The sequence below is a fragment of the Kutzneria buriramensis genome, from assembly GCF_003387475.1.
Classification (GTDB): Bacteria; Actinomycetota; Actinomycetes; order Mycobacteriales; family Pseudonocardiaceae; genus Kutzneria; species Kutzneria buriramensis.
Genome location: NZ_QUNO01000007.1, coordinates 1 through 25,759, shown reverse-complemented (window position 1 = coordinate 25,759; position 25,759 = coordinate 1). Strand labels below are relative to the sequence as shown.

26 protein-coding genes are annotated in these 25,759 nt (G+C 69.9%); 13 read left to right on the top strand and 13 right to left on the bottom strand.

The genetic code is table 11. The features are described 5' to 3' along the window. Positions 1-313 precede the first annotated feature (313 nt). The 6 genes from BCF44_RS21040 to BCF44_RS21015 form a co-directional block, all read right to left on the bottom strand. Positions 314-973: an HU family DNA-binding protein gene (locus tag BCF44_RS21040; protein WP_116176073.1), complete on the bottom strand. Its 660-nt coding sequence runs from the start codon at positions 971-973 to the stop codon at positions 314-316. Between the two features lie 141 nt (positions 974-1,114). After that, on the bottom strand, positions 1,115-2,569 hold the full coding sequence (locus tag BCF44_RS21035) for a purine-cytosine permease family protein (protein ID WP_116176072.1): 1,455 nt from the start codon (positions 2,567-2,569) through the stop codon (positions 1,115-1,117). Positions 2,570-2,634: 65 nt separating this feature from the next. Beyond that, positions 2,635-3,342: an enoyl-CoA hydratase/isomerase family protein gene (locus BCF44_RS21030; protein WP_116176071.1), complete on the bottom strand. Its 708-nt coding sequence runs from the start codon at positions 3,340-3,342 to the stop codon at positions 2,635-2,637. Further along, on the bottom strand, positions 3,339-4,523 hold the full coding sequence (locus tag BCF44_RS21025; protein WP_116176070.1) for an acyl-CoA dehydrogenase family protein: 1,185 nt from the start codon (positions 4,521-4,523) through the stop codon (positions 3,339-3,341). The genes BCF44_RS21030 and BCF44_RS21025 overlap by 4 nt, the downstream gene beginning before the upstream one ends. Positions 4,524-4,551: 28 nt before the next feature. After that, on the bottom strand, positions 4,552-6,579 hold the full coding sequence (locus BCF44_RS21020) for an acetate--CoA ligase family protein (RefSeq protein WP_116176069.1): 2,028 nt from the start codon (positions 6,577-6,579) through the stop codon (positions 4,552-4,554). After that, positions 6,576-7,370, bottom strand: coding sequence for an SDR family oxidoreductase (locus tag BCF44_RS21015; RefSeq protein WP_116176068.1), 795 nt, complete (start codon positions 7,368-7,370; stop codon positions 6,576-6,578). Before BCF44_RS21015 ends, BCF44_RS21020 begins: the two co-directional genes overlap by 4 nt. A gap of 102 nt (positions 7,371-7,472) precedes the next feature. Between BCF44_RS21015 and BCF44_RS21010 the strand changes: the two genes are divergently transcribed. The 6 genes from BCF44_RS21010 to BCF44_RS20985 all read left to right on the top strand — a co-directional run bounded on the left by BCF44_RS21010 (position 7,473) and on the right by BCF44_RS20985 (position 10,966). Continuing rightward, positions 7,473-8,072: a TetR/AcrR family transcriptional regulator gene (locus BCF44_RS21010; RefSeq protein WP_116176067.1), complete on the top strand. Its 600-nt coding sequence runs from the start codon at positions 7,473-7,475 to the stop codon at positions 8,070-8,072. 45 nt (positions 8,073-8,117) lie between these two features. Next, on the top strand, positions 8,118-8,594 hold the full coding sequence (locus BCF44_RS21005; RefSeq protein ID WP_116176066.1) for a macro domain-containing protein: 477 nt from the start codon (positions 8,118-8,120) through the stop codon (positions 8,592-8,594). A 20-nt stretch (positions 8,595-8,614) separates the two neighbouring features. Further along, positions 8,615-9,055, top strand: coding sequence for a VOC family protein (locus BCF44_RS21000; protein WP_116176065.1), 441 nt, complete (start codon positions 8,615-8,617; stop codon positions 9,053-9,055). A 12-nt stretch (positions 9,056-9,067) separates the two neighbouring features. Next, positions 9,068-9,520 (top strand): hypothetical protein, encoded by a 453-nt coding sequence (locus BCF44_RS20995; RefSeq protein WP_116176064.1) that lies wholly within the window; start codon positions 9,068-9,070, stop codon positions 9,518-9,520. A gap of 59 nt (positions 9,521-9,579) precedes the next feature. After that, positions 9,580-10,440 carry a class I SAM-dependent methyltransferase gene (locus BCF44_RS20990; RefSeq protein ID WP_170217657.1) on the top strand — a complete coding sequence of 287 codons (861 nt, stop codon included), beginning with the start codon at positions 9,580-9,582 and terminating at the stop codon, positions 10,438-10,440. A gap of 64 nt (positions 10,441-10,504) precedes the next feature. Then, the gene (locus BCF44_RS20985) at positions 10,505-10,966 is read left to right on the top strand and encodes a phage tail protein (RefSeq protein WP_116176062.1); all 462 of its coding nucleotides are present in this window, start codon (positions 10,505-10,507) and stop codon (positions 10,964-10,966) included. Between the two features lies 1 nt (position 10,967). On the opposite strand, the gene BCF44_RS20980 is transcribed toward BCF44_RS20985, so the two are convergent. Further along, positions 10,968-11,222, bottom strand: coding sequence for a Smr/MutS family protein (locus BCF44_RS20980; protein ID WP_116176430.1), 255 nt, complete (start codon positions 11,220-11,222; stop codon positions 10,968-10,970). Between the two features lie 113 nt (positions 11,223-11,335). On the opposite strand from BCF44_RS20980, the gene BCF44_RS20975 reads away from it, so the two are divergent. Then, positions 11,336-11,962, top strand: a complete 627-nt coding sequence (locus BCF44_RS20975) for a hypothetical protein (protein ID WP_116176061.1) — start codon at positions 11,336-11,338, stop codon at positions 11,960-11,962. 277 nt (positions 11,963-12,239) lie between these two features. Here BCF44_RS20975 and BCF44_RS20970 read toward each other — a convergent pair whose 3' ends face one another. From BCF44_RS20970 to BCF44_RS20955, 4 genes are all read right to left on the bottom strand, one after another. Continuing rightward, positions 12,240-12,542, bottom strand: coding sequence for an early set domain-containing protein (locus BCF44_RS20970; RefSeq protein ID WP_116176060.1), 303 nt, complete (start codon positions 12,540-12,542; stop codon positions 12,240-12,242). Between the two features lie 76 nt (positions 12,543-12,618). Next, positions 12,619-14,454 (bottom strand): helix-turn-helix domain-containing protein, encoded by a 1,836-nt coding sequence (locus BCF44_RS20965; RefSeq protein ID WP_116176059.1) that lies wholly within the window; start codon positions 14,452-14,454, stop codon positions 12,619-12,621. A gap of 4 nt (positions 14,455-14,458) precedes the next feature. Next, positions 14,459-15,757, bottom strand: coding sequence for an MFS transporter (locus BCF44_RS20960; RefSeq protein WP_116176058.1), 1,299 nt, complete (start codon positions 15,755-15,757; stop codon positions 14,459-14,461). Positions 15,758-15,774: 17 nt separating this feature from the next. Beyond that, complete coding sequence (locus BCF44_RS20955) at positions 15,775-16,521, bottom strand: 3-hydroxybutyrate dehydrogenase (protein WP_116176057.1); 747 nt, start codon at positions 16,519-16,521, stop codon at positions 15,775-15,777. Positions 16,522-16,785: 264 nt separating this feature from the next. Between BCF44_RS20955 and BCF44_RS20950 the strand changes: the two genes are divergently transcribed. Beyond that, positions 16,786-18,696 (top strand): hypothetical protein, encoded by a 1,911-nt coding sequence (locus tag BCF44_RS20950; protein WP_116176056.1) that lies wholly within the window; start codon positions 16,786-16,788, stop codon positions 18,694-18,696. Here the strand turns inward: BCF44_RS20950 and BCF44_RS20945 are convergent. Further along, positions 18,687-19,790 (bottom strand): acyltransferase family protein, encoded by a 1,104-nt coding sequence (locus BCF44_RS20945; protein WP_116176055.1) that lies wholly within the window; start codon positions 19,788-19,790, stop codon positions 18,687-18,689. The genes BCF44_RS20950 and BCF44_RS20945 overlap by 10 nt on opposite strands. A gap of 156 nt (positions 19,791-19,946) precedes the next feature. Here BCF44_RS20945 and BCF44_RS20940 point away from each other — a divergent pair, with 156 nt between their 5' ends. From BCF44_RS20940 to BCF44_RS20930, 3 genes are all read left to right on the top strand, one after another. Beyond that, complete coding sequence (locus tag BCF44_RS20940) at positions 19,947-21,593, top strand: M28 family peptidase (RefSeq protein WP_116176054.1); 1,647 nt, start codon at positions 19,947-19,949, stop codon at positions 21,591-21,593. Between the two features lie 69 nt (positions 21,594-21,662). Continuing rightward, positions 21,663-22,454 carry a polyphosphate kinase 2 gene (gene ppk2 / locus BCF44_RS20935; protein ID WP_116176053.1) on the top strand — a complete coding sequence of 264 codons (792 nt, stop codon included), beginning with the start codon at positions 21,663-21,665 and terminating at the stop codon, positions 22,452-22,454. A gap of 29 nt (positions 22,455-22,483) precedes the next feature. Next, positions 22,484-22,864 carry a DUF4440 domain-containing protein gene (locus tag BCF44_RS20930; RefSeq protein ID WP_116176052.1) on the top strand — a complete coding sequence of 127 codons (381 nt, stop codon included), beginning with the start codon at positions 22,484-22,486 and terminating at the stop codon, positions 22,862-22,864. A gap of 48 nt (positions 22,865-22,912) precedes the next feature. Here BCF44_RS20930 and pqqA read toward each other — a convergent pair whose 3' ends face one another. Continuing rightward, positions 22,913-23,038 carry a pyrroloquinoline quinone precursor peptide PqqA gene (gene pqqA, locus BCF44_RS20925; RefSeq protein ID WP_116176051.1) on the bottom strand — a complete coding sequence of 42 codons (126 nt, stop codon included), beginning with the start codon at positions 23,036-23,038 and terminating at the stop codon, positions 22,913-22,915. 284 nt (positions 23,039-23,322) lie between these two features. On the opposite strand from pqqA, the gene BCF44_RS20920 reads away from it, so the two are divergent. Further along, on the top strand, positions 23,323-24,405 hold the full coding sequence (locus BCF44_RS20920; protein WP_116176050.1) for a glycoside hydrolase family 88/105 protein: 1,083 nt from the start codon (positions 23,323-23,325) through the stop codon (positions 24,403-24,405). A gap of 661 nt (positions 24,406-25,066) precedes the next feature. Then, positions 25,067-25,759: DUF222 domain-containing protein (locus BCF44_RS20915; RefSeq protein WP_116176049.1), on the top strand; the 693-nt coding region annotated here is incomplete at its 3' end.

Genomic DNA, 25,759 nt, shown 5'->3' with positions numbered 1-25,759 from the left:
GGCGCACGCCGCGCGGACCGGGACACCTCGTCACAGGTTCAACACCCCATCGGCTTCCAGAATGTGGCCCCGCCCACCTTAGGGTTCGGCGGTTTCGACACGGAAGCACCTGGCCTAATCAGTTCGCCGAACGGCTGCGACACCCGGCGCAGCATAACGGTGCGGAGCCGGTGGCCGACCACCGGACACCGTCGGTCACCGAAATACGTGCAAGTTGACGGCCGCAAGTTGACCCCGGGAACGTTCACGAATGCGGCGGCGGGTCCGACCGGCCTTCGCCGACCGGACCCGCCGCCGCTGCGTCAACCTCGGATCACTTCTTGGCGCGCTTCTTCGCGACCGGTTTCGCCTTCTTCGCGGTGGCCGTCTTCTTCACGGTCGCCGCCTTCTTGGTGGCCGGCCGGCTCGCCTTCGCCGTCGCCTTTCCGGCGGCCGCGCGCGTGGTCTTCTTCGCCGCCGCCGTCCGGGTCGTCGCCGCCGGGCGCTTGGCCGCCGTGCTGGTCGACCTGGTGGTGGTGCGGGCCGCCGCGGTCCTCGTCGTCGCGGTCCTCGTCGTCGCCGTCCTCGCCGTCCTGGTCGCCGTGGACCTCGTCGCCGCGGCCTTGGTCCTGGTCGCCGCGGCCTTCGGCTTCGCGGCGGGCCTGGCGGCCGGCTTGGCCGTCGCGGCCGGCATCGCGCCGACGCGCGGCAGTTTCCGCGTGCCGTCCACGACCTCCTTGAACAGCGTGCCGGGCCGGAAGTTGGGCACATTGGTGCGCTTGAGCCGCAACGCCTGGCCGGTGCGAGGATTGCGGGCGGTGCGGGCCGCCCGGACGCGTTTCTCGAACACGCCGAATCCCGTGAGGGTCACATTCTCGCCCTGGTTGACGTTGCGGACGATGATGTCGAACATGCCGTCGACCGCCGCGGCGGCGGCCTTCTTGTCCATGCCCAGCCGCATGCCGAGCATCTCGATCAGCTGTCCCTTGTTCATCTGCTGCCTTCCTGTGCGGGACGGATTTCCTGCACGGTAAGCAGAGAAACCGCCGACACGCACGCATTCCGACGCGAAATACGTTGCGAATCGGCGGATTTCACTCCTTCGAGGGACGTCTACGCGGTGGATTCCGGTTCGTCAGGCGGCATCCGGGTCGAGTCCGGCGTCCGCGACGGCGACGATTTCCCGCTCCGCCACGAGATCGAGCGAACGGCACAGCACGAGATACAGGCCGGCGGCCACGATCAGCCCGATCGGCATGGAGATGTCCGCGCCGCCCAACGCCTTCGCGACCGGCCCCTTGAGCTCGCCGACGACGGCGAACGGCATCATCGCGGCGAAGCCGACGCCGTAGGCGAGGAGTCCGCGCCAGCTCCAGCGGCGGTAGATGCCGCGCGGGTTGAAGATCTCGCGGATGGAGTAGTGCCCGCGCCGCACCACGTAGAAGTCGACCAGGTTGATGGCCGTCCACGGCGTGAACAGGTAGCCCAGCACGGTCAGGAAGTAGCCGAAGTCCTCCAGGAAGCTGTCGTTGGCGGCGAAGGCGATCGCGGTGGCCAGCACGCCGACGACCAGCAGCGCGACCACGCGTTTCCCGGTGGTCGGCCGGAACCGCTTGAGGGAATCCACGCAGGACAGCAGGGTCAGGCTGGCGCCGTAGAAGTTCAGCGTGCCGATGGTGATCAGCGGCAGCACCGAGCCGATCAGCAGCACAAGGCCGAAGCCCGGAATCGCCTTGTCACCTGCGGAAAGCACGGCGTCGACGGTGTCGGCCTTCGGGAACAGGCCGGCCGCCACGGTGCCGACGAGCATCATCCACGCGCCGCCGAGGCCCGCGCCCGTGTACGTCCACCAGAACGAGGACCGCACGCCGACATCGCGCGGCAGGTAGCGCGAGTAGTCGGAGACGTAGATCGACCACGACAGCTGGTACACGGCGGCGGTGAAGAACTGCACCAGGAACGGGGTCAGCGCGAACGCGCCGAGGTCGAGTTGCTCGGCGTTGAACGGCTGCGCGACGAGCAGGCCGATCGTGAACACGACCAGCAGCACCAGCATCAGGTACGTCAGCCAGCGCGACGCCTTGTGGATGAAGTCGTAGCCCACGATGGCCAGCACCACGCTGATCACCGCGTAGCCGATGTAGCTGACCGGCGTGGGCAGGTTGACCAGGTGTCCCATGGTGCTGCCGACCAGGATCTGGTTGAAGCCGGTGTAGCCGATGTAGGTCACCAGCGCGACGACCCACACCAGCAGCGCGCCGACGAAGCCGAACTGGGGCCGCGACTGCACCATCTGCGGCAGGCCCAGCTGTGGGCCCTGGGTGGAGTGGAACGCCATGAAGAACGTGCCGAACGCGTTGCCCAGCACGACCGCGATGGCCGTCCAGATCAGGTTGCCGCCCAGCGCCACGCCGATGATGCCGGTCGCGATGGTGGCCAGGTGCGCGTCCCCCGCGAACCACACGGGGAACAGGTGCCACACCTTGCCGTGCCGCTCGGCGATGGGCACGTAGTCGATGGAGCGGGTCTCGATGCCCGGCGTGTGCCGGACCTGGTCGGGTCGGACGATGGTGGGTGGATTGGCCGCCATAGGGTTCTCCTCGTTGAGCTGCCGTGGTGGCGGAAGGCGTGCGTCCCCCAGTTCGGACGCCCGGCTCAACCGATGCGGTTGAGCGTGGCGTAGGCGAGTTGTTCGAGCAACAGTCCGGTTTCGCGGGAGGCGTCGGCCGCGGCCGTGATCACCTGTTTCGCCGTGGAAACGGCCAGCGGCGGATGTTCCGCCAGCTCGCCGGCGATCTCCAGCGCCTTGGCCAGGTGTTCGCCGGATCCCACCGTTTCGGTGAGCAGGCCCCAGGAGTGGGCCTCGGCGGCGGACATGCGACGGCACCTCAGCACCAGGTCACGGGTGCGGGCCGGGCCGACGGCCCGCACGAGCCGCGTGACGCCGCCGGAGCTGGGCAGGATGCCGATCCCGACCTCCGGCAGACCGAACACGGCCGTCTCGTCGGCGACCCGGAAGTCGGCCGCCAGCGCGAGTTCGAAGCCGCCGCCGAGGCAGTAGCCGGCGATCGCCGCGACGGTCGGCTGCGGCAGGGCGGCGATTGCTTCGTACACGGCGCCGCTCTCCCGGTAGTACCGGGCGATCGAGGCGGGCGTCATCTCCTTCAGCTCGGACGTGTCCGCGCCGGCCGAGAACACCTTGTCCCCGCCCGTGATCACCACCGCTCGGCTGTCCCCGACGCTTCGCACGGCGTCGAGCAGGCGCGACTCCATGTGCGTGGACAGCGCGTTGAGCTTGGCCTCACGCCGCAGCGTGAGCACCGCGACGTCGCCGTGCCGGGCGACTTCGACGTCCCCGATCACGTGCCGGAGGTGAAGGTCAGCAGGCCGGACAGCCCGCGCTTGGCCACCTCGTTGGCGATCACCAGCCGCTGGATCTCCGAGGTGCCCTCCCAGATCCGGTCCACCCGCAGCTCCCGCCACAGCCGCTCGACCGGGTAGTCCCGGATGTAGCCGCGGCCGCCGAAGATCTGCACCGCGCGGTCGGCGACCCGGTTGGACGCCTCCGACGCGGCCAGCTTCACCGTGGCGGCCTTGGCGTGCAGGGTCTTCCGGGCTGTGTCATCTCCCCCTTGGCCGCCGTGATCGAATTCCCAGGCCACCTGGTGCGTGAGCGCGCGGTTGGTGGCGATGTCCACCACCGAGTCGGCGATCATGCCCTGGATCAGCTGCCGCTCGATCAGCGGCTGACCGCCCTGCACGCGCTGCGAGGCCCACTCGGTGGCCAGCGTCAGCGACCGCTCGGCGGCGCCGATCGTGCGCGCGCCGATCATCAGGCGCTCCTCGGTGAACCAGTCCCTGGTCAGGTCGTAGCCGTTGCCGACGCCGCCCAGCACCGCGTCCGCGCCGACGCGCACGTCCTCGAACAGGAACTCCGGGTGCTCGTAGACGAAGGTGTGCGTGTAGCGGGGCGTGCGCTTGACCGACACGCCGGGGAGGTCCTTGTCCACCAGGAACAACGTCGGCGCACCGCCCACGGTGGCCAGCACGATCAGGAAGTCGGCGGTGTCGCCGACGGTGACGAACCACTTCTCGCCGTTGATCACGTAGCCGTCGCCGTCCCTCGCGGCGGTGGTCGCGATGGCCGACGGGTCGGAGCCGGCCCCCGGCTCGGTGATCGCGACCGCATCCCGGCGGCGGCCCTGGATGTCCGGCACCAGATAGCGTTCCCGCTGCTCGGGGGTGCAGGCGCGCAGGCAGTTGGCCGGCCGCCACACGGTGTCCCACAGGGCGTTGGTCAACTTGCCGAGCTCGTCCTGGACCACCACCTGCTCCAGCACGGACAGCCCGGCGCCGCCCCACTCGACCGGCATGTTGACCGCCTGGAGGCCGCTGGCCAGCACGTCCTGGCGGATCGCGTCCAGCGCGGCCGCGGACAGGCCGTTGTCGGCCTCGCACGCGTCCTCGTGCTGCATGATCTTGGCGGTGAGGTCGGCGGCGCGCTGCTTCAGCTCGGCCAGCCTCGGGGTGTAGGCGAACTCCACGGTGCTTTCTCCTTTTCGGCTACCGACTTCAGCGTTCGACGAGCACGATTCGGGCGTCCAGGCCGAGGCAGCCGCTCGGCGTGGCCAGCAGGGGGTTGACTTCGAGTTCGGCGATCTCCGGGTGCGCGGCCCCGACCTCGCTGATCGCCGCGACGGCCTCGGCCGCGGCGGCGAGGTCGACCGGCTCGCGGCCCCTGGCCCCGTGCAGCAACGGCGCTGCTTGCAGGGAACGGAGCATGGTTTCGGCTTCCTGGGGCGTGACCGGCGCGAGCGCGAACGTGACGTCCTTGAGGATTTCGGTGAACACGCCGCCCAGGCCGACCATCAGCACCGGCCCGAAGCCGGCGTCCCGGCGAACGCCGACGATCAGCTCCACTCCCCCGCCGGCCATGCGTTCGACGCAGTACTCCGACACGTTGAGCCGCTTGACCATGTCCTGGTGGGCCCGGCACAGTTCGTCCCGATCGGACAGTCCGATCGCGACACCGCCGGCGTCGGACTTGTGCAGCAGGCCCATCGCCTTCAGCACGACCGGGTAGCCGATCTCCTCCGCGGCCTGCACGACATCGGTGGCCAGGCGCGCGTCGGGAAAGGTGAGGCCGCCGGCCTTCAGCAGCTCTCTTGCGTGCCAGTAGCCGCTCTCGGTGACGGGTTGCGCGGCTTCCGGCAGCGTTTTCGTCACCGGGCGGTGTTCGGCGTGATCGGCCAGCATGCCCAGCGTGCGGGCGGCGTCGTCGACGGTCCGGAACACGCCGATGCCGTGCCGGCGGAGTTCGTCGGCGGCGAGGCTGTCGGAGCACATCGTGTGCACGACCAGGGGCTTTCCGTGCCGGTGCACGTGTTCGGCCATCGCAGTGGCGGTGGCGATCTCGCGGGCGGCCAGGTCGGGACCGTAATCGCCGTAGCCGCCGAAATAGCCGGTGACCAGCACGGAGTCGATGTCGGGATCGGTCAGCACCCGGTCGATCGTGCGGGCGAACGAGGCGATGTCCTGTTCACCCGCCCCGGCCAGGTCGACCGGATTGGCGACGCCCGCGGACGGCGGCAGGTCGGCCTTCAGCGCGGCCTGTAGTTCCGGCCGGAATTCCTGCACCGCAAGGCCGTTGGCGTCGGCGATGTCGGCCGCGGTGGACGCGTGCCCGCCGCCGTCGGCGATCACCGCGACCCGCCGGGCCGGCGCGGAGCCGTGCCGGTGCAGCGCGGTGACCAGGTCGGCCATCTCCCTGGGGCTGCGCACCCGGTCCACGCCGGCCGCGCGGCAGGCGGCGTCGATCACCGCACTGTCGCTGGTCAGCGAGCCGGTGTGGGAGCGGGCGGCGCGGGTGGACGCGGTGCTCCGACCGACCGTGAGCAGCACGACGGGTTTGCCTGCGGCGACGGCCTCGCCGCAGGCCGCCACGAAAGCTCGACCATCCTGGAAGTCCTCGCAGTACGCCGCGATCACCTCGGTGCCGGGGTGGTGGGCGTAGGCCCGGATCAGGTCGGCCGCGCCGAGGTCGGCCTGGTTGCCGAGCGAGGCGAACCGGGAGAAGCCCAGGCCGCGGTCGGCGAGGAACTTGCTCAGCTCCAACGCCATGTTGCCGCTCTGCGAGACCAGCCCGATCGGCCCGCGCGGCAGCGGGTTCGACACCAGGTAGAGGTCGCTGGTGGTGTCCAGCACGCCCAGGCAGTTCGGGCCGAGCAGCACCGCGCCGGCCGCGCGGATCTTCGCCGCCACCGCGACCTGCGCCGCCCGGCCCTCGTCGCCGAGTTCGGCGAAGCCGGAGGTGATACCGACGATCGCCGTCGCCCCGGCGGCCAGCGCGTCGTCCACCGCCTCCTCGAAACCCCCGGCCGGCACCGTGATCACCACGAGGTCGACCGGCTCCGGCACGTCGGCCATGCGGCGGTAGGTGGGCTCGCCGAGCACCTTCTCGCCCCGGCGGTTGATCAGGTACACCGGCCGGCTCATCCGCAGCGCCTGCACGCTGATCCAGTTGCCGTACTTGGCCTCGTCGTTGCTGGCCCCGAGGATCGCCACCGTGCGCGGGGTGAACAGCGTGTCCAGGCTCCTCACGGCGTCACCGCCGGCGCGGGATAGCCGGCGCCCCAGGCGTCCGCGCCGCCGTCCACGACGATCGTCGTGCCGGTGACGTACGCGCCGCCGTCCGAGGCGAGGAAGGAGATCAGGCCCGAGACGTCCTGGGGTGTGCCCAGGCGTCCCAGCGGAACCGCCTGCGCCCACTTCTGCCGGTCGGCCTCGGTGTAGTTCTCGTCCAACGCCTCCGTGGCGATCGTGCCGGGGGCGACGCAGATCGAACGGATGCCGTAGCGGCTCCACTCCAACGCCAGGCCCGAGGCGAGGTTCTCCAACGCCGCCCGCGCCGCGCTGGCGTGCACCATGCCCGGGATGCCGCGCCGTGGCGAGAAGGCCATGAACATGATCACGCCCTGTCGACGGGGGATCATCGTCCGGGTGGCGACTTCCCTGGTCATGGCCCAGGTGGCGTCCACCGCGAGCCGGTGCACGGCCCGCCAGCCCGACGGGCTGATGTCCTCGGCCGGGGCCGCGAACTGGCCACCGGCGTTGTTGACGAGCACGTCGACCTGGCCGTACGCGTCGAGAGCCGCGTCGACCACGCCGGTGACGTCCTCGCGGATGTCCGCGACCTGCGTCAGGCACTGCCCGCCGGCCGCCACGATCTCGTCGTGCACGGCCTTGAGCCGCTCGGCTCGTCGGCCGCAGACCACCACCTTCGCGCCGCCCGCCGCGAGGTCCAGCGCGACCGCCCGGCCGATGCCGGTGCCGCCACCGCTGACCACCGCGACCTTGCCCGCGTGCACGTCCGGCCGGAGAACACCCGCCACTATCGCCTCCTCCGTCTAACTGACGCGTCAGTCAGACTCAGTAAACAGCGCTTGTCAAGGGCCCGTAGTGCGTTTGACTGGCCCGTCAGTTAGGCTGACGGCATGGGGCAGCAGGATGAGGACAGACGCGCCGCGATACTCGACGCCACCTGGCGGCTGATCGCCGAGCGCGGCTACCACGCCGTCCGGATCGCCGACATCGCCAAGGTGTGCGGCACCAGCACCGGGACCGTGCACTACTACTTCCCCGGCAAGCACGACGTGCTGACCGAGGCGCTCAAGCACTGCGTCGAGCACGCCTTCGCGCGGCAGAGCCAGGAACTGCGGCAGATCGACGACGCCTACGAGCGGCTGCTCAAGCTGATCGACATGCAGCTGCCCAAGGTCGGGCCGGTCCGCGACGAGTGGTCGGTGTGGCTCCAGTACTGGGCCGAGTCCGCCATCCGGCCGGAACTGCGCCCCGTGCACAACGAGTTCTACGCCCGCTGGCGGGAGACCGTCGTGCGCATCGTCCGGCGCGGGCTGCGCCAGGGCGTCTTCCGCGACGTCGACGCCGACCAGGTCGCGCTGCGGCTCACCGCCCTCACCGACGGGCTCGCCATCCAGGTCCTCACCGGCTCCCCCGCCGTCACCGTCACCGTGATGCGGGAGCTGCTCGTGGACTTCGCCCGCCGCGAACTCGTCGCCGGCGCGCCCGTCTGACAAATCCCGTCGACGCTTGATCTTGACGCTGGCAGCATCTCGGCCATGGCGGCGATTCGGATCCTCAAGGGCGACGCGACCAACCCGCAGGCCAAGGGGCCGAAGATCATCGCCCACGTCTGCAACGACCTCGGGGGCTGGGGCAAGGGCTTCGTGCTGGCCGTCTCCCGGCGATGGCCCGAACCGGAGCGGGCCTACCGCGACTGGCACCGGCACCGCGCGGCCAACGACTTCGGCCTCGGCGCCACCCAGCTCGTGCCGGTTCGTCCCGACACGTGGGTGGCGAACATGATCGGCCAGCGCGGCATGCGCACCGGCAGCAAGGGACCCCCGATCCGCTACGACGCCGTGGCGCAGTGCCTGACCGCGCTCGCCGACCACGCCGTCCGGCTCGGCGCCGGCGTGCACATGCCCCGGATCGGCTGCGGGCTGGCCGGCGGCCGCTGGGAGCGCATCGAGCCGATCATCGCCGACACGCTGCTGACCCGTAACGTGTCCACCACCGTGTACGACTTCGACTGACCCCGCGAAGGAGATCCGGCGTGGCGATCCAGCGCATGGACAACGTCCTCATCGTCGTCGACGATCTCGATGCCGTCATCGCGTTCTTCGTCGAACTGGGCATGGAGCTGGAGGGCAAGGGGCCGCTGGACTGGCGCGGGGCGGAACGGGTCGTCGGCCTCACCGACGTCCAGCAGGACGTCGCCATGCTGCGGGTCCCCGGCGGCAACGGGCGAATCGAGCTGGCGAAGTTCCACCAGCCGGCGGTCATCACCCCGGAGCCGAAGGACGCGCCGGCGAACACCCTCGGCATCCGCCGCGTCATGTTCGCCGTCGACGACATCGACGACACGATCGCCCGCGTGCGCGCCCACGGCGCCGAGCTCGTGGGCACGGTGGAGCAGTACGAGAACATGTTCCGGCTCTGCTACGTCCGCGGGCCGGAAGGCATCATCGTCGGCCTGGCCGAGCAGATCGACTGAAGGGGGATCACCATGGGCGCATCAGGCTGGACCTATTACGTCGACTATCAGGCCGATCCGCGGGCGCTTCTGGCCGCCCTGCATCAGCGCGTGCTGGACGAGGGCGACTACTACTGGTTCGACGCCGATGTGCCTCGGCCGGCCACGTTGAGCGCGCTGCACGACCTGTACCGCGACGAGAACACGCAGTACCTGTCCGAGGAGGGAACCCATTCCATCCTCGACGTCTACAACGTCGGCCCCGCGGGCGCGCCGGACGACTACGGCACGATCCTGCCGTTGTCCCCGGAGCGGGTTCGGGCCGTGTTCACGACCGACACGCCGACCCGCGAGCAGTTCGACGCCGTCTACGCGGATGGGGACGATCTCATCGACGAATTCCCGCGATGGAGCGGCCGTTTCACCACCCTCCACGAGAACGGTGTGCCGACCCAGGTTGTCATCTGGGGCTTCTCCGGCGACTGACCGGCCGGGCGGACTCGGCCCGCGGCGGGCATCATGCGTGCACACCGCGAGGAGGGCCGATGCCGAGTTCCGACGAGATCCGGGACGTCCAGCGGACGACGTGGGCGGGGCTGGCCGCGGGCTGGGAGAAGTGGGACTCGGTGATCATGGATCAGCTGGGCCCGGTCGGCGCGGCGATCATCGACGGCCTCGGCGTCGCCGACGACCAGCGGCACCTCGACATCGCGTCCGGCACGGGCGAGCCGGGTCTGACCATCGCGAAGCTGGCGCCGAAGGGGCGGGTGGTGCTGACCGACCTGGTGCCGGAGATGCTCGACATCGCGGCGCGACGGGCCGGGGCCCGGGGCGTCGACAATGTCGAGACGAAGGTGTGCAGCGCCGACGATCTGCCGTTCGACGACGGCACCTTCGACAGCGTCTCGGTGCGGTTCGGGTACATGTTCTTCCCCGACATGGCCAAGGCGACGGCCGAGTTCGCACGGGTGCTCAAGCCGGGCGGGCGGGTGTGCGCGTCGGTGTGGATCAAGCCCGAGGAGAACCCGTGGACCGCGATCGCGATGCAGGCGATCGCCAGCGAGGCGGAGGTGGCGCCGCCAGCCCCGGACGCGCCGAACATGTTCCGGTGCGCCGCCCCGGGATACGTCACCACCCTGTACGAGGCCGCCGGGCTGCGTGACACGGCCGAGTGGGACGTCCCGGTCGAGCTCGTGACGGAATCGCCCGAGCAGTACTGGCAGATGATCAGCGACCACGTCTCGCTGGCCGTTGCGGCGCTCCAGAAGGTCGACGAGCCGGCGCGGGAGCGGATTCGGGCACACGCCGTCACGACCGTGCGCGCCTACGAGAGCGACGGCGCAGTGCGGGTTCCGGGCCTGGCGCGGTGCATAGTGGGCACGAAACCCCGGCGCGACCAGCCGTGATCCAAGACGGGTCGTGACCAGCGCGTACGCTGGCCGCGCCCGGACACACACGTGGAGGAACCCCATGTCGTACGCCGTGGACTTCGACACCGTGTCGACCGTCGGCCTGGAGTCCTCGCCGGCCGCGACCGCGCTGGCCGGGCTGCGGGCGAACGAGGCCCGGTACTTCAAGAACAAGTACGACCACGTCTTCACGACCGAGCCCGCGAGCGACGCCACCGCGACGATCGACTGGGTGCACGGGATCCTCAAGGACGAACGCGGCATCGTCATCTCCGCCCGCCCGCTCGAGGCGACCGAGTTCCAGGTCGACAACATCCGGATGGCCTACGTCTTCTACGAGGACGGCCTGTCGATCAACGTGATGTACACCCTCGACGACGGCGGGAAGCGGGCGGTCGGGTTCAAGCTCTCCGACGGGATGGAGGTCCCCTCGGAGCTGTCCTCGTTCAAGTTCGCCCGGCAGAAGTCGAAGCTCGCCGGCACCATCCGCGGCTCCTACTTCGTCATCAAGAACGAGCACTGACCTACTTCCACCGGAAATGCACGAAGACCCGGCCGAAGTTGTCGGAGTCCTTCTCCACCCGGTGGTAGAGCGCCTTGATCTCCTTGCGGTCCAGGAAACGCAGCACGTGCTTCTTCAGCGCCCCGGAGCCCTTGCCGGGGATGATCTCCACCAGCGGCGCCTTCTTCGCCACGGCCTCGTCGATCACAGCCCGCAGAGCCCGGTCGATCTCGCCGCCGCGGTTGTAGATGTCGTGCAGGTCCAGCTTCAACTTCATGCCGGCCATCATGCTCCCCGACGTGACGATCCCGCAGCGCCGACCTCCGCGCGCTAACGCCCTGTCCGCGCCCGTCGATTCCCGGGTAACGCAGGGACGGCGACAAGAGGGTCGTGATCACGATGCCCGTCAGCGATCTGGTCAAATCGGTCATAGTGCCCCTGGTCGCCGCGGCGATAGCGGCGACGGGCATCGTGATTCCCATCCTGCTCTTCCGCCGCCAGGAGACGACGAGGGCGCGCCTCCTGCGCAGCGTGAGCGACCGGGCCGACCGGGAGCGAACGGTCAACCAGCTGCGGAACACCGTTCTCCTGCTGCGGGAAGTGGTCCAACGCTTCGGACTGGAGGACTCCCTCACGCCGGCCCAGCAACAGGTGGTCACCTCCGCCCGGGACCGCCTGTTCACGATGCTGTACTCCGACAACCGCCTGTTCGACTACCTGGTGCCGGAGGACAACACCAGGCCGAAGTTCGTCACCAAGCTGATGCTGACGCTGGGCGAGCTGGAGTCCCGATTGGACGGCTCGTTCACGCCCGAGATGGCGGGCGACGCCGTCATGCTGTTCGGCATCTACACCCTCTGCTACCTCCTGGCGGTGGATCCAGTCGAGAAGGTCGAGGATCTCCAGGTGCTGAAGATTCTGGCGAGCAGGAACAGCGATGCCGGCGCCCTGTTCGAGGTGCTGCACGCGGCTCCGGTCAGCAAGGGCCGTCGTGCGTACTACGTGATGGAGCCGTGATAAGCGGTGCGCAGAGCTGACCGACCGCGGCCGCGAGCTCGAACCCCTCCTGCTGGCCCTCGGCGATTGGGGTCGACGGTCGCCGCTCAAGGCCGCCGACACCGCGACGTTCCGCATGGTGTTCATCCTGGGCCGGCCGCTCGACGCGGAGGACTGCGTCGAGCTCGAGGGTGACGCCGAAGCCTTCCACCGCCTCGTCACCGCCACCACCTGACGGCGAACGCCCCTACCACCAGCCAGTTCCGCGACGTCAGCCTCGCCGGATCGCGAGTGATCCTCAGCTTCGGCCGGGTGTCACGTGGATGACCGAGTTGGGACCGTCGCTGTCGTCGACGTTGCCGGGGTTGCCCCAACCGTCCCGTTCGGACAGATACCGCACCCGGATGGTCGTGCCGGCGGGCACGACGATCGCGGCCTGGTAACCGCCGAAACCGCGGTAGACGAACGGGGCGTGGCCGGGCCGCCAGCCGTTGAAGTCGCCGACGACCGACGTGGTGCCGGCGCGGTCGATCTGCGAGCGGTCGAGGCGGAAGCGGACGGTGCAGGACTGGGCGTCGATGGGCTCGATGCGATGCAGCACGGGCAGAATCCCTCGGATCGGGGTCGTGGGCGCCTGCGTCGGATGGTAGCGCCACGGCCCGCGCCGCCCCGGCCAATCACCGCATCGGGTGATCCGGGCCGTGGATGACGCGCGCCAGCCGCAGCGCGAGCTGGACCTCCAGCGCGGGCTCGGGTTCACGCCAGCGCGGACCCAGCAGCGCGGTGACGCGTTCCAGCCGCTGGGTCACGGTGTTCACGTGGACGTGCAGCACATCCTTGGCCCGGTTGAGGTTGCCGCCGCTGTCGAAGTACGCGTGCAGCGTGGCGATCAGTTCCGAGCCGCGTTCGGCGTCGTAGTCCAGCACCGGCCCGAGGGTGCGCCGCACATAGCCGTCGACGTCGGCGCGGTCGCCGAGCACCACGCCGACGAAGCCGAGCCCGGCGAGGTCGGCGCCGCGGCCGATCTGGCCGAGCTGGAGCAGGGCCCGCAGGCAGCGTTCGGCCTCGGCGTGGGCGGCGGCGAGGTCGGCCGGACCGGCGGCGGGCCCGGCCACGCCGACGGTGACGGGGCGGCCGAGGGCGTCGCCGAGCTGGCGGGCGAGGTCGGACGCCGACACCGTGCCGGGCACCAGCAGCACCAACCGGTCCGCGTGCGTGCCGATGAGGCTCGTACGAGGAACGCGCGACGAGGCCGCGGTGGCGAGGCGGTGCCGGGATTCCTGGGCGGCGTGGGCGACGGCGACCACGTGCGGCGCGGTGAGGTCGACGCCGAGCCGCTTGCCCCGGGCGATCAAGCCGGCGGGATCGCGATCGGGCGCCGTCAACAGATCCGTGACGAGTTCGCCCCGCACCCGGTCCTCGGTCTCGGCGACGGACTGCCGCAGCAGCAACAGCAGCGCCGTCACGACGCTGGCGCGTTCGAACAGCCGTCGGTCGGCGTCTCCGAGTTCACCGTGACCGGTCAACGTGATGCTGCCCAACGGTTTCGGCCCAGCCAGCACGGCACACACCCAGATCCCGTTGTGTGCCACCGCGCGTCCGCTGGTCCGCGACTCCTCCACGAGCGGCATCGGCTGCGCCATCGGCTCCACGCCGACGCGCGCTAGTTCGCCGCCGGCCGCGTCGTGCATGACGATGCCGCCGCGCAGCACATCGGCCAAAGCGGTGGCCACCTGCACCACGCCGCCGCCGCGCAGCACCAGGTCGGACAGGCGGTCGTGGGCGTCCTCCGCCCGTCGCATGGCCTCGTTGTGCTGCCGGATCGTCTCGTGCGCGGAACGCGCCTCCTCCATGCGCTGCGCGGCGTCGAGCGCGATGGCGGCGTGGTCGGCCAGCGAACCGAGCAGTGCCACCTCGGCGGTGGTGTACTCGCGGGGCGTGCGGTCGGCGGCATACAGCACGCCGAGGACCCGGCTGCCGAGTTGCAGCGGTACGCCGAGGATCGCGACCAGGCCCTCGTCCTGCACGGCGGCGTCGATGGTGGCGGTGTGCTCGAACCGCGGGTCCCGCAGGTAGTCGACGGTCGCGTACGGCCGCGCCGTCTGCCCGACCAACCCGCCGAGCCCCTCCCCCATCCCCAGGATGACCTGCTGAAACAGGGCGGAGGTGCAGCCCTCGGTCACTCGCATGGTGGTCTGGCCGACGGCGACGTCGTTGAGGCTGAGGTAGGCGACGTCGGTGTGCAGCAGCATGCGGGCCCGGTGCACGATGGCCCGCAGCACGCCGTCGGTGTCGCGCAGCTTGGCCAGGTCGCTGGCGGTGTCGAACAACGCGGCCAGCTCCGCCTCTCGGCGGCGATGCTGGGTAAGCGTGGCGCGGATGCGCAGCGCGGCCTCGGTGGCCCGCTTGACGTCGGCGAGTTCGTCGGGGCCGGCGGAGGTGGCGACCTGCGCGAACTGCTCGGCCGAGCCGCCTCGGTCGAGCAGTTCGAGCAGTCGCCACAATGCCTCCATCGGCTCAGGACTCTAACGACCCGCCGGTGGTTTCACGCGACAGCACGACGGCCAGCACGGAGATCGCCGCCCCGGCCGCGACGTAGAGCGCGATCGGCGTGGCGGAGGCGAAGGCCGCCAGCAGCGCGGTCGCGATCAACGGCGCGAGGCCGCCGGCCAGGATGGACGCCAGCTGGTAGCCGATGGACGAGCCGGAGTACCGCACCCGGGTGCCGAAGAGTTCCGAGAAGAACGCGGCCTGCGGCCCGTACATCGCGCCGTGCAGCACGAGGGCGACCGTGGTGGCGGCGATGATCGCGCCGGGCGAGCGGCTGCCGAGCAGCGCGAAGAACACGAACACCCACACCGCCATGCCGATGGCCCCGAACAGGTACACCGGGCGGCGGCCGATCCGGTCGGACAGCGCGCCCCACAACGGAATCGCCGCCAGCTCCACCGCCGAGCCGATCAGCACCGCGCTCAGCGCCGTCTGCTTGGGCAGCTTCAACGTCTCGACGACGTAGACGAGGATGAAGGAGGTGATCACGTAGTACGAGATGTTCTCGCCCATCCGCGCGCCCATCGCGACCAGCACCTCGCGCCACTGCGTCCGCAGCACCGTGACGATGGGCAGCCGCTCCACGCCCTCCGCGGCCCGCGAGGCAGCCGCCTCGAACACCGGCGTCTCCGAGACGCGCAGCCGGATCCACAGGCCGATCGCCACCAGCACACCGGACAGCAGGAACGGGATGCGCCAGCCCCAGGACACGAAGTCCTGCTCGGACTGCACGGCCGCCAGCACCGCGAGCACGCCGGTGGCCAGCAGGTTGCCGCCGGGTGCGCCGGCCTGCGGCCACGACGCCCAGAATCCCCGGTGCTGGGCGCTGCCGTGTTCGGCGACGAGGAGCACGGAGCCGCCCCACTCGCCGCCGAGCGCAAAGCCCTGCACCAGCCGGAGCGCGGTGAGCAGCAGCGGCGCGCCGATGCCGATCGAGGCGTAGCTCGGCAGCAGGCCCATCAGGAACGTCGCCCCGCCCATCATGAGCAGGCTCAGCACCAGCAGCCGCTTGCGGCCGAGGCGGTCGCCGAAGTGGCCGAACACGAGGCCGCCGAGCGGCCGGGCGCCGAAACCGATGGCGTACGTGGCGAACGCCAGCAGGGTGCCGGTCAGCGGGTCGGCGGTCGGGAAGAAGACCTTGTTGAACACCAGGGCCGCGGCGGAGCCGTAGAGGAAGAAGTCGTACCACTCCACGGTGGTGCCGATCAGGCTGGCGGTGACGACTCGGGCGATGCGTTCTCTGGACGGGGACAGGGTTTGGGTCATCGTTGACTCAACGCCTTTCAGGACGCGGTCCAGCCGCCGTCGACGGGCAGGCTGGCGCCGGTGAGGTGGGCGGCATGCTCGCCGCAGAGCCAGGTGACCAGCGCGGCCACGTCGCGCGGCTCGATCAGCCGCTTGATCGCGGACCGCCGCAGCAGCACGTCGGTGAGCACCTGGTCGGGGTCGATGCCGTGGGTGGCGGCCTGGTCGGCGACCTGGCCCGTCACCAGCCGCGTCCGCACGTAGCCGGGCGCGACGCAGTTGCTGGTCACGCCGTGTTCGGCCGCCTCGAGGGCGATAACCTTGCTCAGCCCCTCCAGGCCGTGCTTGGCCGCCACGTACGCCGCCTTGAACGGGCTGGCCCGCACCCCGTGCACGCTGGAGACGTGCACGAGCCGGCCCCAGCCGTTGGCGTACATGTGCGGCAGGCAGTGCCGGGCCAGCAGGAACGGCGCGGTCACCATCAGCCGCTGGATGTGCTCGAACCGGTCCGGCGGGAACTCGTGCACCGGAGCGATGGTCTGGACTCCGGCGTTGTTGACCAGGATGTCGATGTCCGACGGCAGGTCGCCGATGCGCCCCGAGGCGAGGTCCGCGACGTGCGCGGTGCCGCCGACGCGGGCCGCGGTCTCGGCGGCGGTGTGGGGGTCGATGTCGACCACCAGCACCTTGGCGCCGGCCGCCGCCAGCGCCTCGGCGCAGGCCCGTCCGATGCCGCTGCCGCCGCCCGTGACCAGGGCGGTCCTGCCGTCGAGTGGGCTCGTCATGGTCGCCCACCGTAGGCAGCTCACGCCCGGCTGACCATGTGGCCGACAACCACGGTCAGCGGTGACCTTATGGTGCCGAACCACACATCGGGCGGACCCTGCCGCTGAACGAGTGAGGAACGGCCGGGCCCCGTTGCACACCCGGCCAATGGGACGAACTAACCCGATGGCGCGCGCAAATCCTGACGGACCAACACGTACGGGGGTAGCGCAATGACCGATAGTTCAGACGACCGGGTCGTCGCACCTGGCGGTCCGCGATCGATGTCCACCGTCACGCAGGTCGAGCCCGGCCAGACCGTCCACGTCGACGACGCCGGCGCCCACGTGCTGGCCGACGCCGACCTGGTGATCACCCCGGGCGGACCGCGCCGCCGATCCACCGTGCACCTGGTCGAGCAGGGCCACCGCCTGGCCCGCGTCGACGGCGAGCTGCACCTGCTGGACGCCGCGAGCACGCTGCTGACCCGCTTCACCCTGCGGGAGCCGGTGGGCGAGAACGTGACGCCGGCCTTCGGCTCCGGCTGGATCACCTTCTCCAGCTGGCTGAACGGCACCGGCACGCCGATCTCCTCGTTCACCACCACCTGGACCGTGCCCCGGGCGCCCAGCACGCACTCCGGCCAGACCATCTTCCTGTTCAACGGCATCGAGCCCAACGACGGCAGCCACATCCTGCAGCCGGTGCTCCAGTGGGGGCCGTCCGCGGCCGGCGGCGGCAACTTCTGGGCCGTCGCCTCCTGGTACGTCGGCGGCGGCAACGCCTTCCACTCCACGCTGGTGCCGGTCAACGAGGGCGACGTGCTGGTCGGCGTGATGACGCTGAACAGCCAGAGCGGCAACAGCTTCAACTACACCTCGACGTTCACCAACGTCGCCAACACCTCGCTGACCGTCGCCAACAACCCGCAGCTGACGTGGGCAACGGAGACGCTGGAGGCCTACAACATCACCAGGTGCTCGGACTACCCGGCCACCGACACGACGCCGATGACCCAGATCGCCATCCGGACCGGCGCGACCGCGCCGGCGCTGAACTGGTCGGTCAACAACTCGGTCACCGACTGCGGCCAGAAGACGGTGATCGCCGTCGACGGGTCGACCAACGGCGAGGTCGAGCTGAGCTACCGCGGCGAGGCCGGCTGGGCCCGCAGCGACCTGACGGCCGTGGCGGGCGCGCCGCTGGCCGCCGGCGACCCGGCCGGCTACACCTGGGACGTCGACAGCACCGAGCACAACGTCTACCGCGGCTACGACCTGCACATCCACGAGCTGTGGTTCAACGGGGCCTGGCACCACAACGACCTGACCAACGCCACCAGCGCGCCGTTCGCGTCCAGCGATCCCATCGGCTACACGTGGAGCATCGACAAGACGGAACACGTGGTGTACCGGGGCCTCGACGGGCACATCCACGAGCTCTGGTTCAACGGCACTTGGCACCACAACGACCTCACCGTCGCCGCGTCCGCGCCGCTCGCGGCGAGCAAGCCGACCGGGTACACGTGGGCCGTGGACAGCACGGAACACGTTGTGTACCTGGGCATCGACACCCACATCCACGAACTGTGGTTCAACGGCGCCTGGCACCACAACGACCTCACCGTCGCGGCGGCCGCGCCGCCCGCCACCGGGGTGCCGGCCGGCTACACCTGGGACGTCGACAAGACCGAGCACGTGACGTACCGGGGCGCGGACGGCCACATCCACGAGCTGTGGTTCAACGGGGCCTGGCACCACAACGACCTGACCAACGCCGCCAGCGGCGCGCCACTTTCGGCGGGCGACCCGTTCGGCTACACGTGGAGCGTGGACAATACCCAGCACAACGTCTACCGCGGCGTCGACGGGCACATCCACGAGCTGTGGTTCAACAACGCCTGGCACCACAACGACCTGACCCGGGCCGCCGGCGGACCGCCGCTGGCCGGCAGCGACCCGATCGGCTACACGTGGAGCGTGGACAGCACCGAGCACGTGGTCTACCGCGGCGGTGACGGCCGCATCCACGAGCTGTGGTTCAACGGCGTCTGGAACTACAACGACCTGACCAGCGCCGCCGGCAATCCCGGTCTCGCGGTGGGCAAGCCCACCGGCTACACCTGGAGTGTCGACAAGACCGAGCACGTCGTCTATCGGCGGGTGGACAACCACATCGAGGAGCTCTATCGGTGACCCGGTGGGTGGGACGCCCGGACGTCGAGCCCGGTCCAGTGCCGGCCCAGCCGGCGGGCCAGCCGCATGCCCGGGCGCTCCACCCAGCGGTAGCCGAGGTGCGCGCCGAGGACCGTCGCGGCCAGGCCGCCGAATACCGCCCCGGGGTATCCGACGAGCGGGTACAACACGTTCATCAGCGCGATGGCGAGCAGGCCGTGCAGCAGGTACAGCGAGTAGCTGTGGTCGGCCAGGTAGCCGACCACGCCGATCGGACGCAGTCGCCGCTCCGCGAGAAGCACGGCGAGGAACACCCCGAAGCCGACCGCCAGCGTGAGGTTGTAGTGGTAGACGGTCGGCTGCCGTCCCATGCCGGGCAGTCCGGCCCAGACGTACTCGGCCACGGCGGCAATCCCGAGCGCCGCACCCGTCCCCGGCGAGACGTGACGGCTCCACACGGCCCAGACCACCTGCCCCAGCAGCAAAGCCGGCAGATAGCCGACATTCACGGCGAGCAGCCCGTACGACGTCCCGCCGAGATGGGTGGTCGCCAGCACGGCGGCGACGAGGGCGACCTCGCCGACGATCACCGGCCACACCGCGCGGCGCAGCAACGGAAGCGCGGCCAGCAACAGGAGGTAGAACAGGACCTCAATGACGAGCGTCCAGCCGACGTCGACGAGCACGACGCGCGGCGCCATGAGGTAGTTGGCCAGCGACACGTTGGTCAGCAGGCTCATCGGGTCGACGTCGGTGCCGTCGCCGGTGGACAGCGGGTGCAGGCCGATGGTGAACAGCGCCGCCGACAGCAGGACCGCGACCGCCAGCATCGGGTAGATCCGCAGCAGCCGCTTGACCGCGTACTGCCCGGGGCTCTCGGCGAAACCGGTGTGCGTCACGATGAATCCGCTCACCAGGAAGAAGATCACCACGCCGAGGTTGCCGACGTTCAGCGCCAGTGCCAGCGGATCGGCCGCGAAGCCCTCCAGAATCGATCCCGCGGTCGAGCGGACGTCGTGCTGGTGCAGCCAGACGCCGACCACGTGGCAGTACACGACCAGGCAGACGGCGACCGCGCGCAGCACGTCGAGGCTGTGGAACCGACCGGCGCTCATCACGGACCTCCCGCGAGTGGACAGTACCGCGCAACAGGCCGACTGCGGGAAACCCTCCGGCCGTAACGACCATCGGCGCAAGGAGCTCCTGCCCAGTCGGCCGGATGTGTGCCACCGTGAGCCGATTCCAGCGGCTAGCGAGGGGAGCTTGGCCGAATGTCCCGTCGTCCTCGAAGCACGTCCCGTCTGCTCCTGGTTCTGGGCGCCGCCGTCGCCCTCGTCGCCGGCGCGGCGGCCGCGCCGGCGACGGCACAGCCGGCGTCGCCCGACCACAACGGCTGCGACCACCGGGTCAACGACACCGCGAAGAAGCTGGTGCCGTGCATCCGAACCGACGATCTCTGGCGGCACATGCGGGCCTTCCAGGCCATCGCCGACGCCAACCCCGGCCCGGACGGCCACCCGTCGCGCAACTCCGGCGAGCCGGGGTACAAGGCGTCGGCCGACTATGTCGCGAGGCAGATGCGGCAGGCCGGCTACGACGTCTCGATCCAGACGTACAAGTTCTTCTACTTCGCCTACACCGCCATCCCGACGTTCAGCGAGACGTCGCCGACGACGCACGACTACACGATCGTCAGCGAGTGGAACTCCGGGCAGAGCACCGGAACAGCCACCGCGACCCTTCAGCCGGCCGGCGGCATCATCGTCCCGCCGACGCCCACACCCACCTCGTCCAGCGGCTGCACGGCGGCGGACTTCGCCACCTTCGTGCCCGGCCACATCGCCCTGATCCAGCGCGGCACCTGCCCGTTCGGCGTGAAGGTGCAGAACGCCCAGGCGGCCGGCGCCTCCGGCGTGGTGATCTTCAACGAGGGCAACCCGGGGCGCACCGCCGTGCTCAACGGCTCCCTCAGCGACGCCGCCGGCAACCGGATCGTGCCGACGATCCCCGTCGCCTTCACGTCCTTCGCCGCCGGCAGCGACCTGCTCACCCAGGCCAATTCCGGCACGCCGCCGACGATGAGCATCGCCATCAAGGCGGTCGTGAACCCGAACGCCGACGACTACAACGTCATCGCCGACTCGCGCGGCGGCGACCCGAACCACGTCGTGGTCGTCGACGCGCACCTGGACGCGATCTACGGCGCCGGCATGCTCGACAACGCGTCCGGCTCGGCGACGATCCTCGACATCGCCCAGCAGATGCGGAAGGTGCACCCGCTCAACAAGCTGCGCTTCATCTGGTTCGGCGGCGAGGAACTCGGCCTGCTCGGCTCGACCGCGTACGTGAACAGCCTGAGCCCGACCGACCTGGCCAAGATCGGCTACGACCTGGACGCGGACGTCACCGCGACCCGCAACTACGTGGTCGGCGTGCTCGATCCGGCCGGCGTCGACCTGTTCGGCCGCACCGTGACGACGCAGTTCCCGCCGCAGGTCTACCAGCCGTCGACGGTGGCCCGGGACCAGGGCATCGGCTACTTCACCTCGATCGGCCTGAAGAACGAGCTGTTCTCCCCGGTCGGCACCGACGCGTTCAACTTCAACCAGGCGGGCATCCCCGCCAGCGGCGTGCTGACCGGCCAGGACTGCTGCAAGACCGACGGCGACGTCGCGCTGTTCGGCGGCACCACCGGCAACTTCGAGGGCACCGTGCCCGGCACCGACGGCGGCTGCGTGGACAACCCGTTCCGCTGGTGCGACAACCTCGCCAACAACGATCCGAAGGTGATGACCTTCATCTCGCGGGGCTTCGCCACCATGGTCGTCGACATGGCGTTCAACCGGTCGGTGCTGCACCCCGGCAGCAAACCCGCGCACGCGAGCATCGCGCCCGCGCCGCACTCCCCGACCAGCTGACCTCCGGCGGCGCGCCGACCACGTCACGGCTAGCGTGACGTGGTCGCGTGTCGTCGGAGGGATCTGAGCATGAGCAAGCGCCTCGCCCGAGAGCTGTACGAGCCCGAGCTGTTCCGCCTCCAGGCGGAGCTGGTCAAGCTCCAGGAGTGGGTGCGGGCCGAGAACGCCCGGGTCGCGGTGATCTTCGAGGGCCGCGACGCCGCCGGCAAGGGCGGCGCCATCCAGCGGGTCGCGCAGTACCTCAACCCCCGCGTCGTGCGGATCGCCGCGCTGCCGGCCCCGACCGAGCGCGAGCGGACCCAGTTCTACTTCCAGCGCTACACCGCGCACCTGCCGGCCGGCGGCGAGATCGTGCTGTTCGACCGGTCCTGGTACAACCGGGCCGGCGTCGAGCACGTGATGGGCTTCTGCACCCCCGACGAGTACCGGCGCTTCCTGCACCAGTGCCCCATCTTCGAGCGCCTGCTCGTCGAGGACGGGCTGCTGCTGCGCAAGTACTGGTTCTCGGTGTCCGACGAGGAGCAGCAGAAGCGGTTCAAGGCCCGGCTCGACGACCCGATGCGGCAGTGGAAGCTGTCCCCGATGGACATGGAGTCGATCACCCGGTGGGAGGACTACTCCCGGGCCAAGGACGAGATGTTCGTGCACACCGACATCCCCGAGGCGCCGTGGAACGTGGTGCACAGCGACGACAAGCGGGCCGCCCGTATCAACATGATCGCCCACCTGCTGTCGACGATCCCGTATCACGACGTGAAGCAGCGGCCGGTGCACCTGCCGCCCCGGCCGCCGTCCACCGGCTACGTGCGGCCGCCGATGAGCAGTCAGCACTTCGTGCCCGACCACGCGGCGACGCTGTGACCACAGACGCGAGGCCTTGGACTCCGACCATGTACGACGTGGTAGCTGCGCACCACCACCTGCTGGCCCAGTGGCTGGGATCGTCCGCCCCGGCGACAGTCCTGGCCGACCTGCGCGCCGCGCACACAGCCGATTTCACCCTGGTGACTGCCCGCGGAAGTGTGCTCGATCGTGACGAGTTGCTCGCCGCGCTGGAGGCGTCCGCCGGCGCCAGGCCCGGGCTGCGCATCGACGTCTCCGACGTCGTGGTTGTGGCTCGCATGGACGACTTCGTGCTGGTTCGGTTCACGGAGACACATGTCGCGCACGAAGAACGGGCCGTCCGCCTCACCACTGCGCTGCTGCATGCCGTCGGCAGCGCGTGGCGGTGGGCGTACGTGCACGAGACAGCCGTCCGCGAGCCGGCGTGATCCTGCCGCCACGCCGGCTCGAGACATCCTCGTCTTCGCGCCGTCGGGTCAGGCCCGGGCGGCGTAGGCGGTGACCTCCATCGGCGTGTCGTAGTCGCGGAAATCGGGCTTGACCCAGGACTTGCGGACCGGCGCGGGCCTGCGGGCCGGCTTGGCGATCTTCCGTGCGGACATCGCTCGCTCCTCTCACGACGGGATAGCGCTTTCACGGTAGAGCCGCGGCGGCGGCTTCCGCCAGCTCCGACCCGCACACAATTGACACCGTGGAATGGCCTGTTTACAAGCCTCGCGCCGTGCGGCTACCCTTTCCCCACTCGACAGGGAAGCGCTCCCAGGTCGACGGGGATAAGCCCGACCCCGTTGCACCAGACGCAATCCGAAATCGGCCCACCCGGTTTCACCATCGTTTGCACGACTTGACCACTCGTCAACGTCACAATCGACACGAGGAAACTCCCGTGATCAAGAAATGCGTCGCAGCGATATGCGCGATCGTCGGCGTGGCGGCCGGCGGCGTCACCCCGGCCGCCGCGGCGCCGAGCCCGCCGGCCTCCTGCCCGACCGGCATCGGGTCGACCATGCGGCTGGTCAACGACTACTGGCAGTCCCACAACCCCGTCCCGGCGTCGCGGGACTGGACCGTCGGCACGTACTTCACCGGCGACATGGCCGCCGCCGACGCGCTCGGCGACCAGCCGTACCTCGAGTACGCGGCCCGGTGGGCCCGGGCACAGCGGTTCGCCCTCGACGGCGGGCCGACCACGTCCGACGCCAACAGCCAGGCCGCCGCGCAGACGTACATCCAGCTCTACCAGCACGATCCCGCCCACCCGGCCGCGGATCTCACTCAGATCCGGCAGAGCGTGCGGACCATGGTCAACCGGCCGGCGGTCAACGAGTGGTGGTGGGTCGACGCCCTGTTCATGGCCATGCCGGCCTTCGCCGAGCTGGCCCAGGTCGACAACAGCCCGGCCGACCTGGCCAAGCTGTACGGGCTGTTCCACGACACCAAGCAGACCCGCGGGCTGTGGAACCCGGCCGTCGGGCTGTGGTGGCGCGACGGCACCTTCGTCGGCAAGAACGTGTACTGGTCGCGCGGCAACGGCTGGGCCGCCGCCGCGCTGGCCCGCACCCTCGAGGTCCTGCCCGCGACCGATCAGCACCGTGCCGAATACGTGCAGACGCTCCGTCAGATGGCCGCCGCGTTGAAAGCCCTGCAGCAGCCGTCCGGATTCTGGTACGTCAGCCTGCGCGACCCGTCGCAGTTCCCGGGCCCCGAGACCAGCGGCACCGCCCTGTTCACCTACGCCATTGCGTGGGGCATCAACCACGGTGTTCTCGACGCAGCGACGTACACACCCGTCGTCACACGGGCATGGCAGGCAATGGCCGGCACATCGGTGCACTCCGACGGTTTTCTCGGATACGTACAACCGGTCGGCAGCGCGCCGGCAAAGGCGCCGGCTGGATCCACGGCGAACTACGGAGTCGGCGCTTTCCTGCTCGCCGGCAGCCAACTCGGACAACTGTGCGGATTGTGACCGACTCAGGTGGCGGTGGATGTGAAGCCACCGGCGACCGAGACCTCGGTTGCGTCAGGTTCCCGCCTACTGCCCCAAGCACCGCAACACCAGGCACCAACGGTTGCGCCCTCGGTAGGTCAGGCCCCCGCCCTCGGGCCGTGGTGCGTCGGTTTCCCGCCCACCTGCTCCATCTCTGATTGCCGGCCACCTACCCCACCACACACTCCGGCCGTAGTGCGCCGGTTTCCCACCCACCTACTCCATCACTCATTGCCGACCACCTACCCCACCACACACTCCGGCCGTAGTGCGCCGGTTTCCCACCCACCTACTCCATCACTCATTGCCGACCACCTACCCCACCACACACTCCGGCCGTAGTGCGCCGGTTTCCCACCCACCCGCCCCATCTCTCACCACCAACCATGTTCGCCACCACCACCCAGACCGTGGTTACGGGCCTGCGTGATAGTTGCCCAGTTCGCTCATTTCAGGCGGGAAGCACGCCAGGTGGTTTGCGGCCTGCTCCGTAGGTGGTTGCTTCTACAGAGGGCTTTGGACGGGTGAGGAAGTCGGGGACGCCGACAGGTTGAGGAAAGCGCTTTCCATTGCCTCACTCGAACGGGTATTCCCAGTCCACGCAACGAAAAAAGCCTGATCAGCACGGTAGAATAGGAGCATGGAAGCGACCCGGGACGCCACCGCCGCATGGCGGATGGACGACGCGTCGCTCTGGCACGCCTGCGGTGAAGCCCAAGACCTCCGCCGCGCCGCCTACACGCGCTTGGTCGAGATGGTCGCGGAGCTGTGGAACCGCACCGGGCGGTCAAAAGAAGACCGGGTGTCGTTGGTCGCGCAGGTCCAGACTCAGTTGCGCGTCACCAAGAAGGACGCGTTGCAGATCGTTGCCCACGCGCAGCTCTTCGGCAGGGAGGCGGTCCGGGACGCGGCACGCGCGGGTGATCTGGACGCGGACCGGCTCACCGTTCTCGACCAGACCCTGACCCAAGCGCCGATTCCGGACCGCGACAGGGTCGAAGCGGAGCTCCTTCAACACAGCGACCTTCCACTACACCAGTTCCGCCTGGCCGCCAAACGAATCCTGGTCCTGCTCGATCAGGACGGACCAGAACCCAAAGACGACCTCGCACAACCCAAGCGGGAGTTCCACTACAGCAACCGCGTGGACGGGTCCGTCGCCTTCCGAGGCACCATCGACCCCGAGAGCGGCGCACTGCTCGCCGCACTGATCAGCCCCCTCGCCAAGCCGAAAGCCGACGACACCCGCACCACCCCGCAGCGACAAGGCGACGCCTTCACCGACATCATCGAGCTCGCGGCCGGTAGCGACAAGCTGCCCGACGAAGGCGGC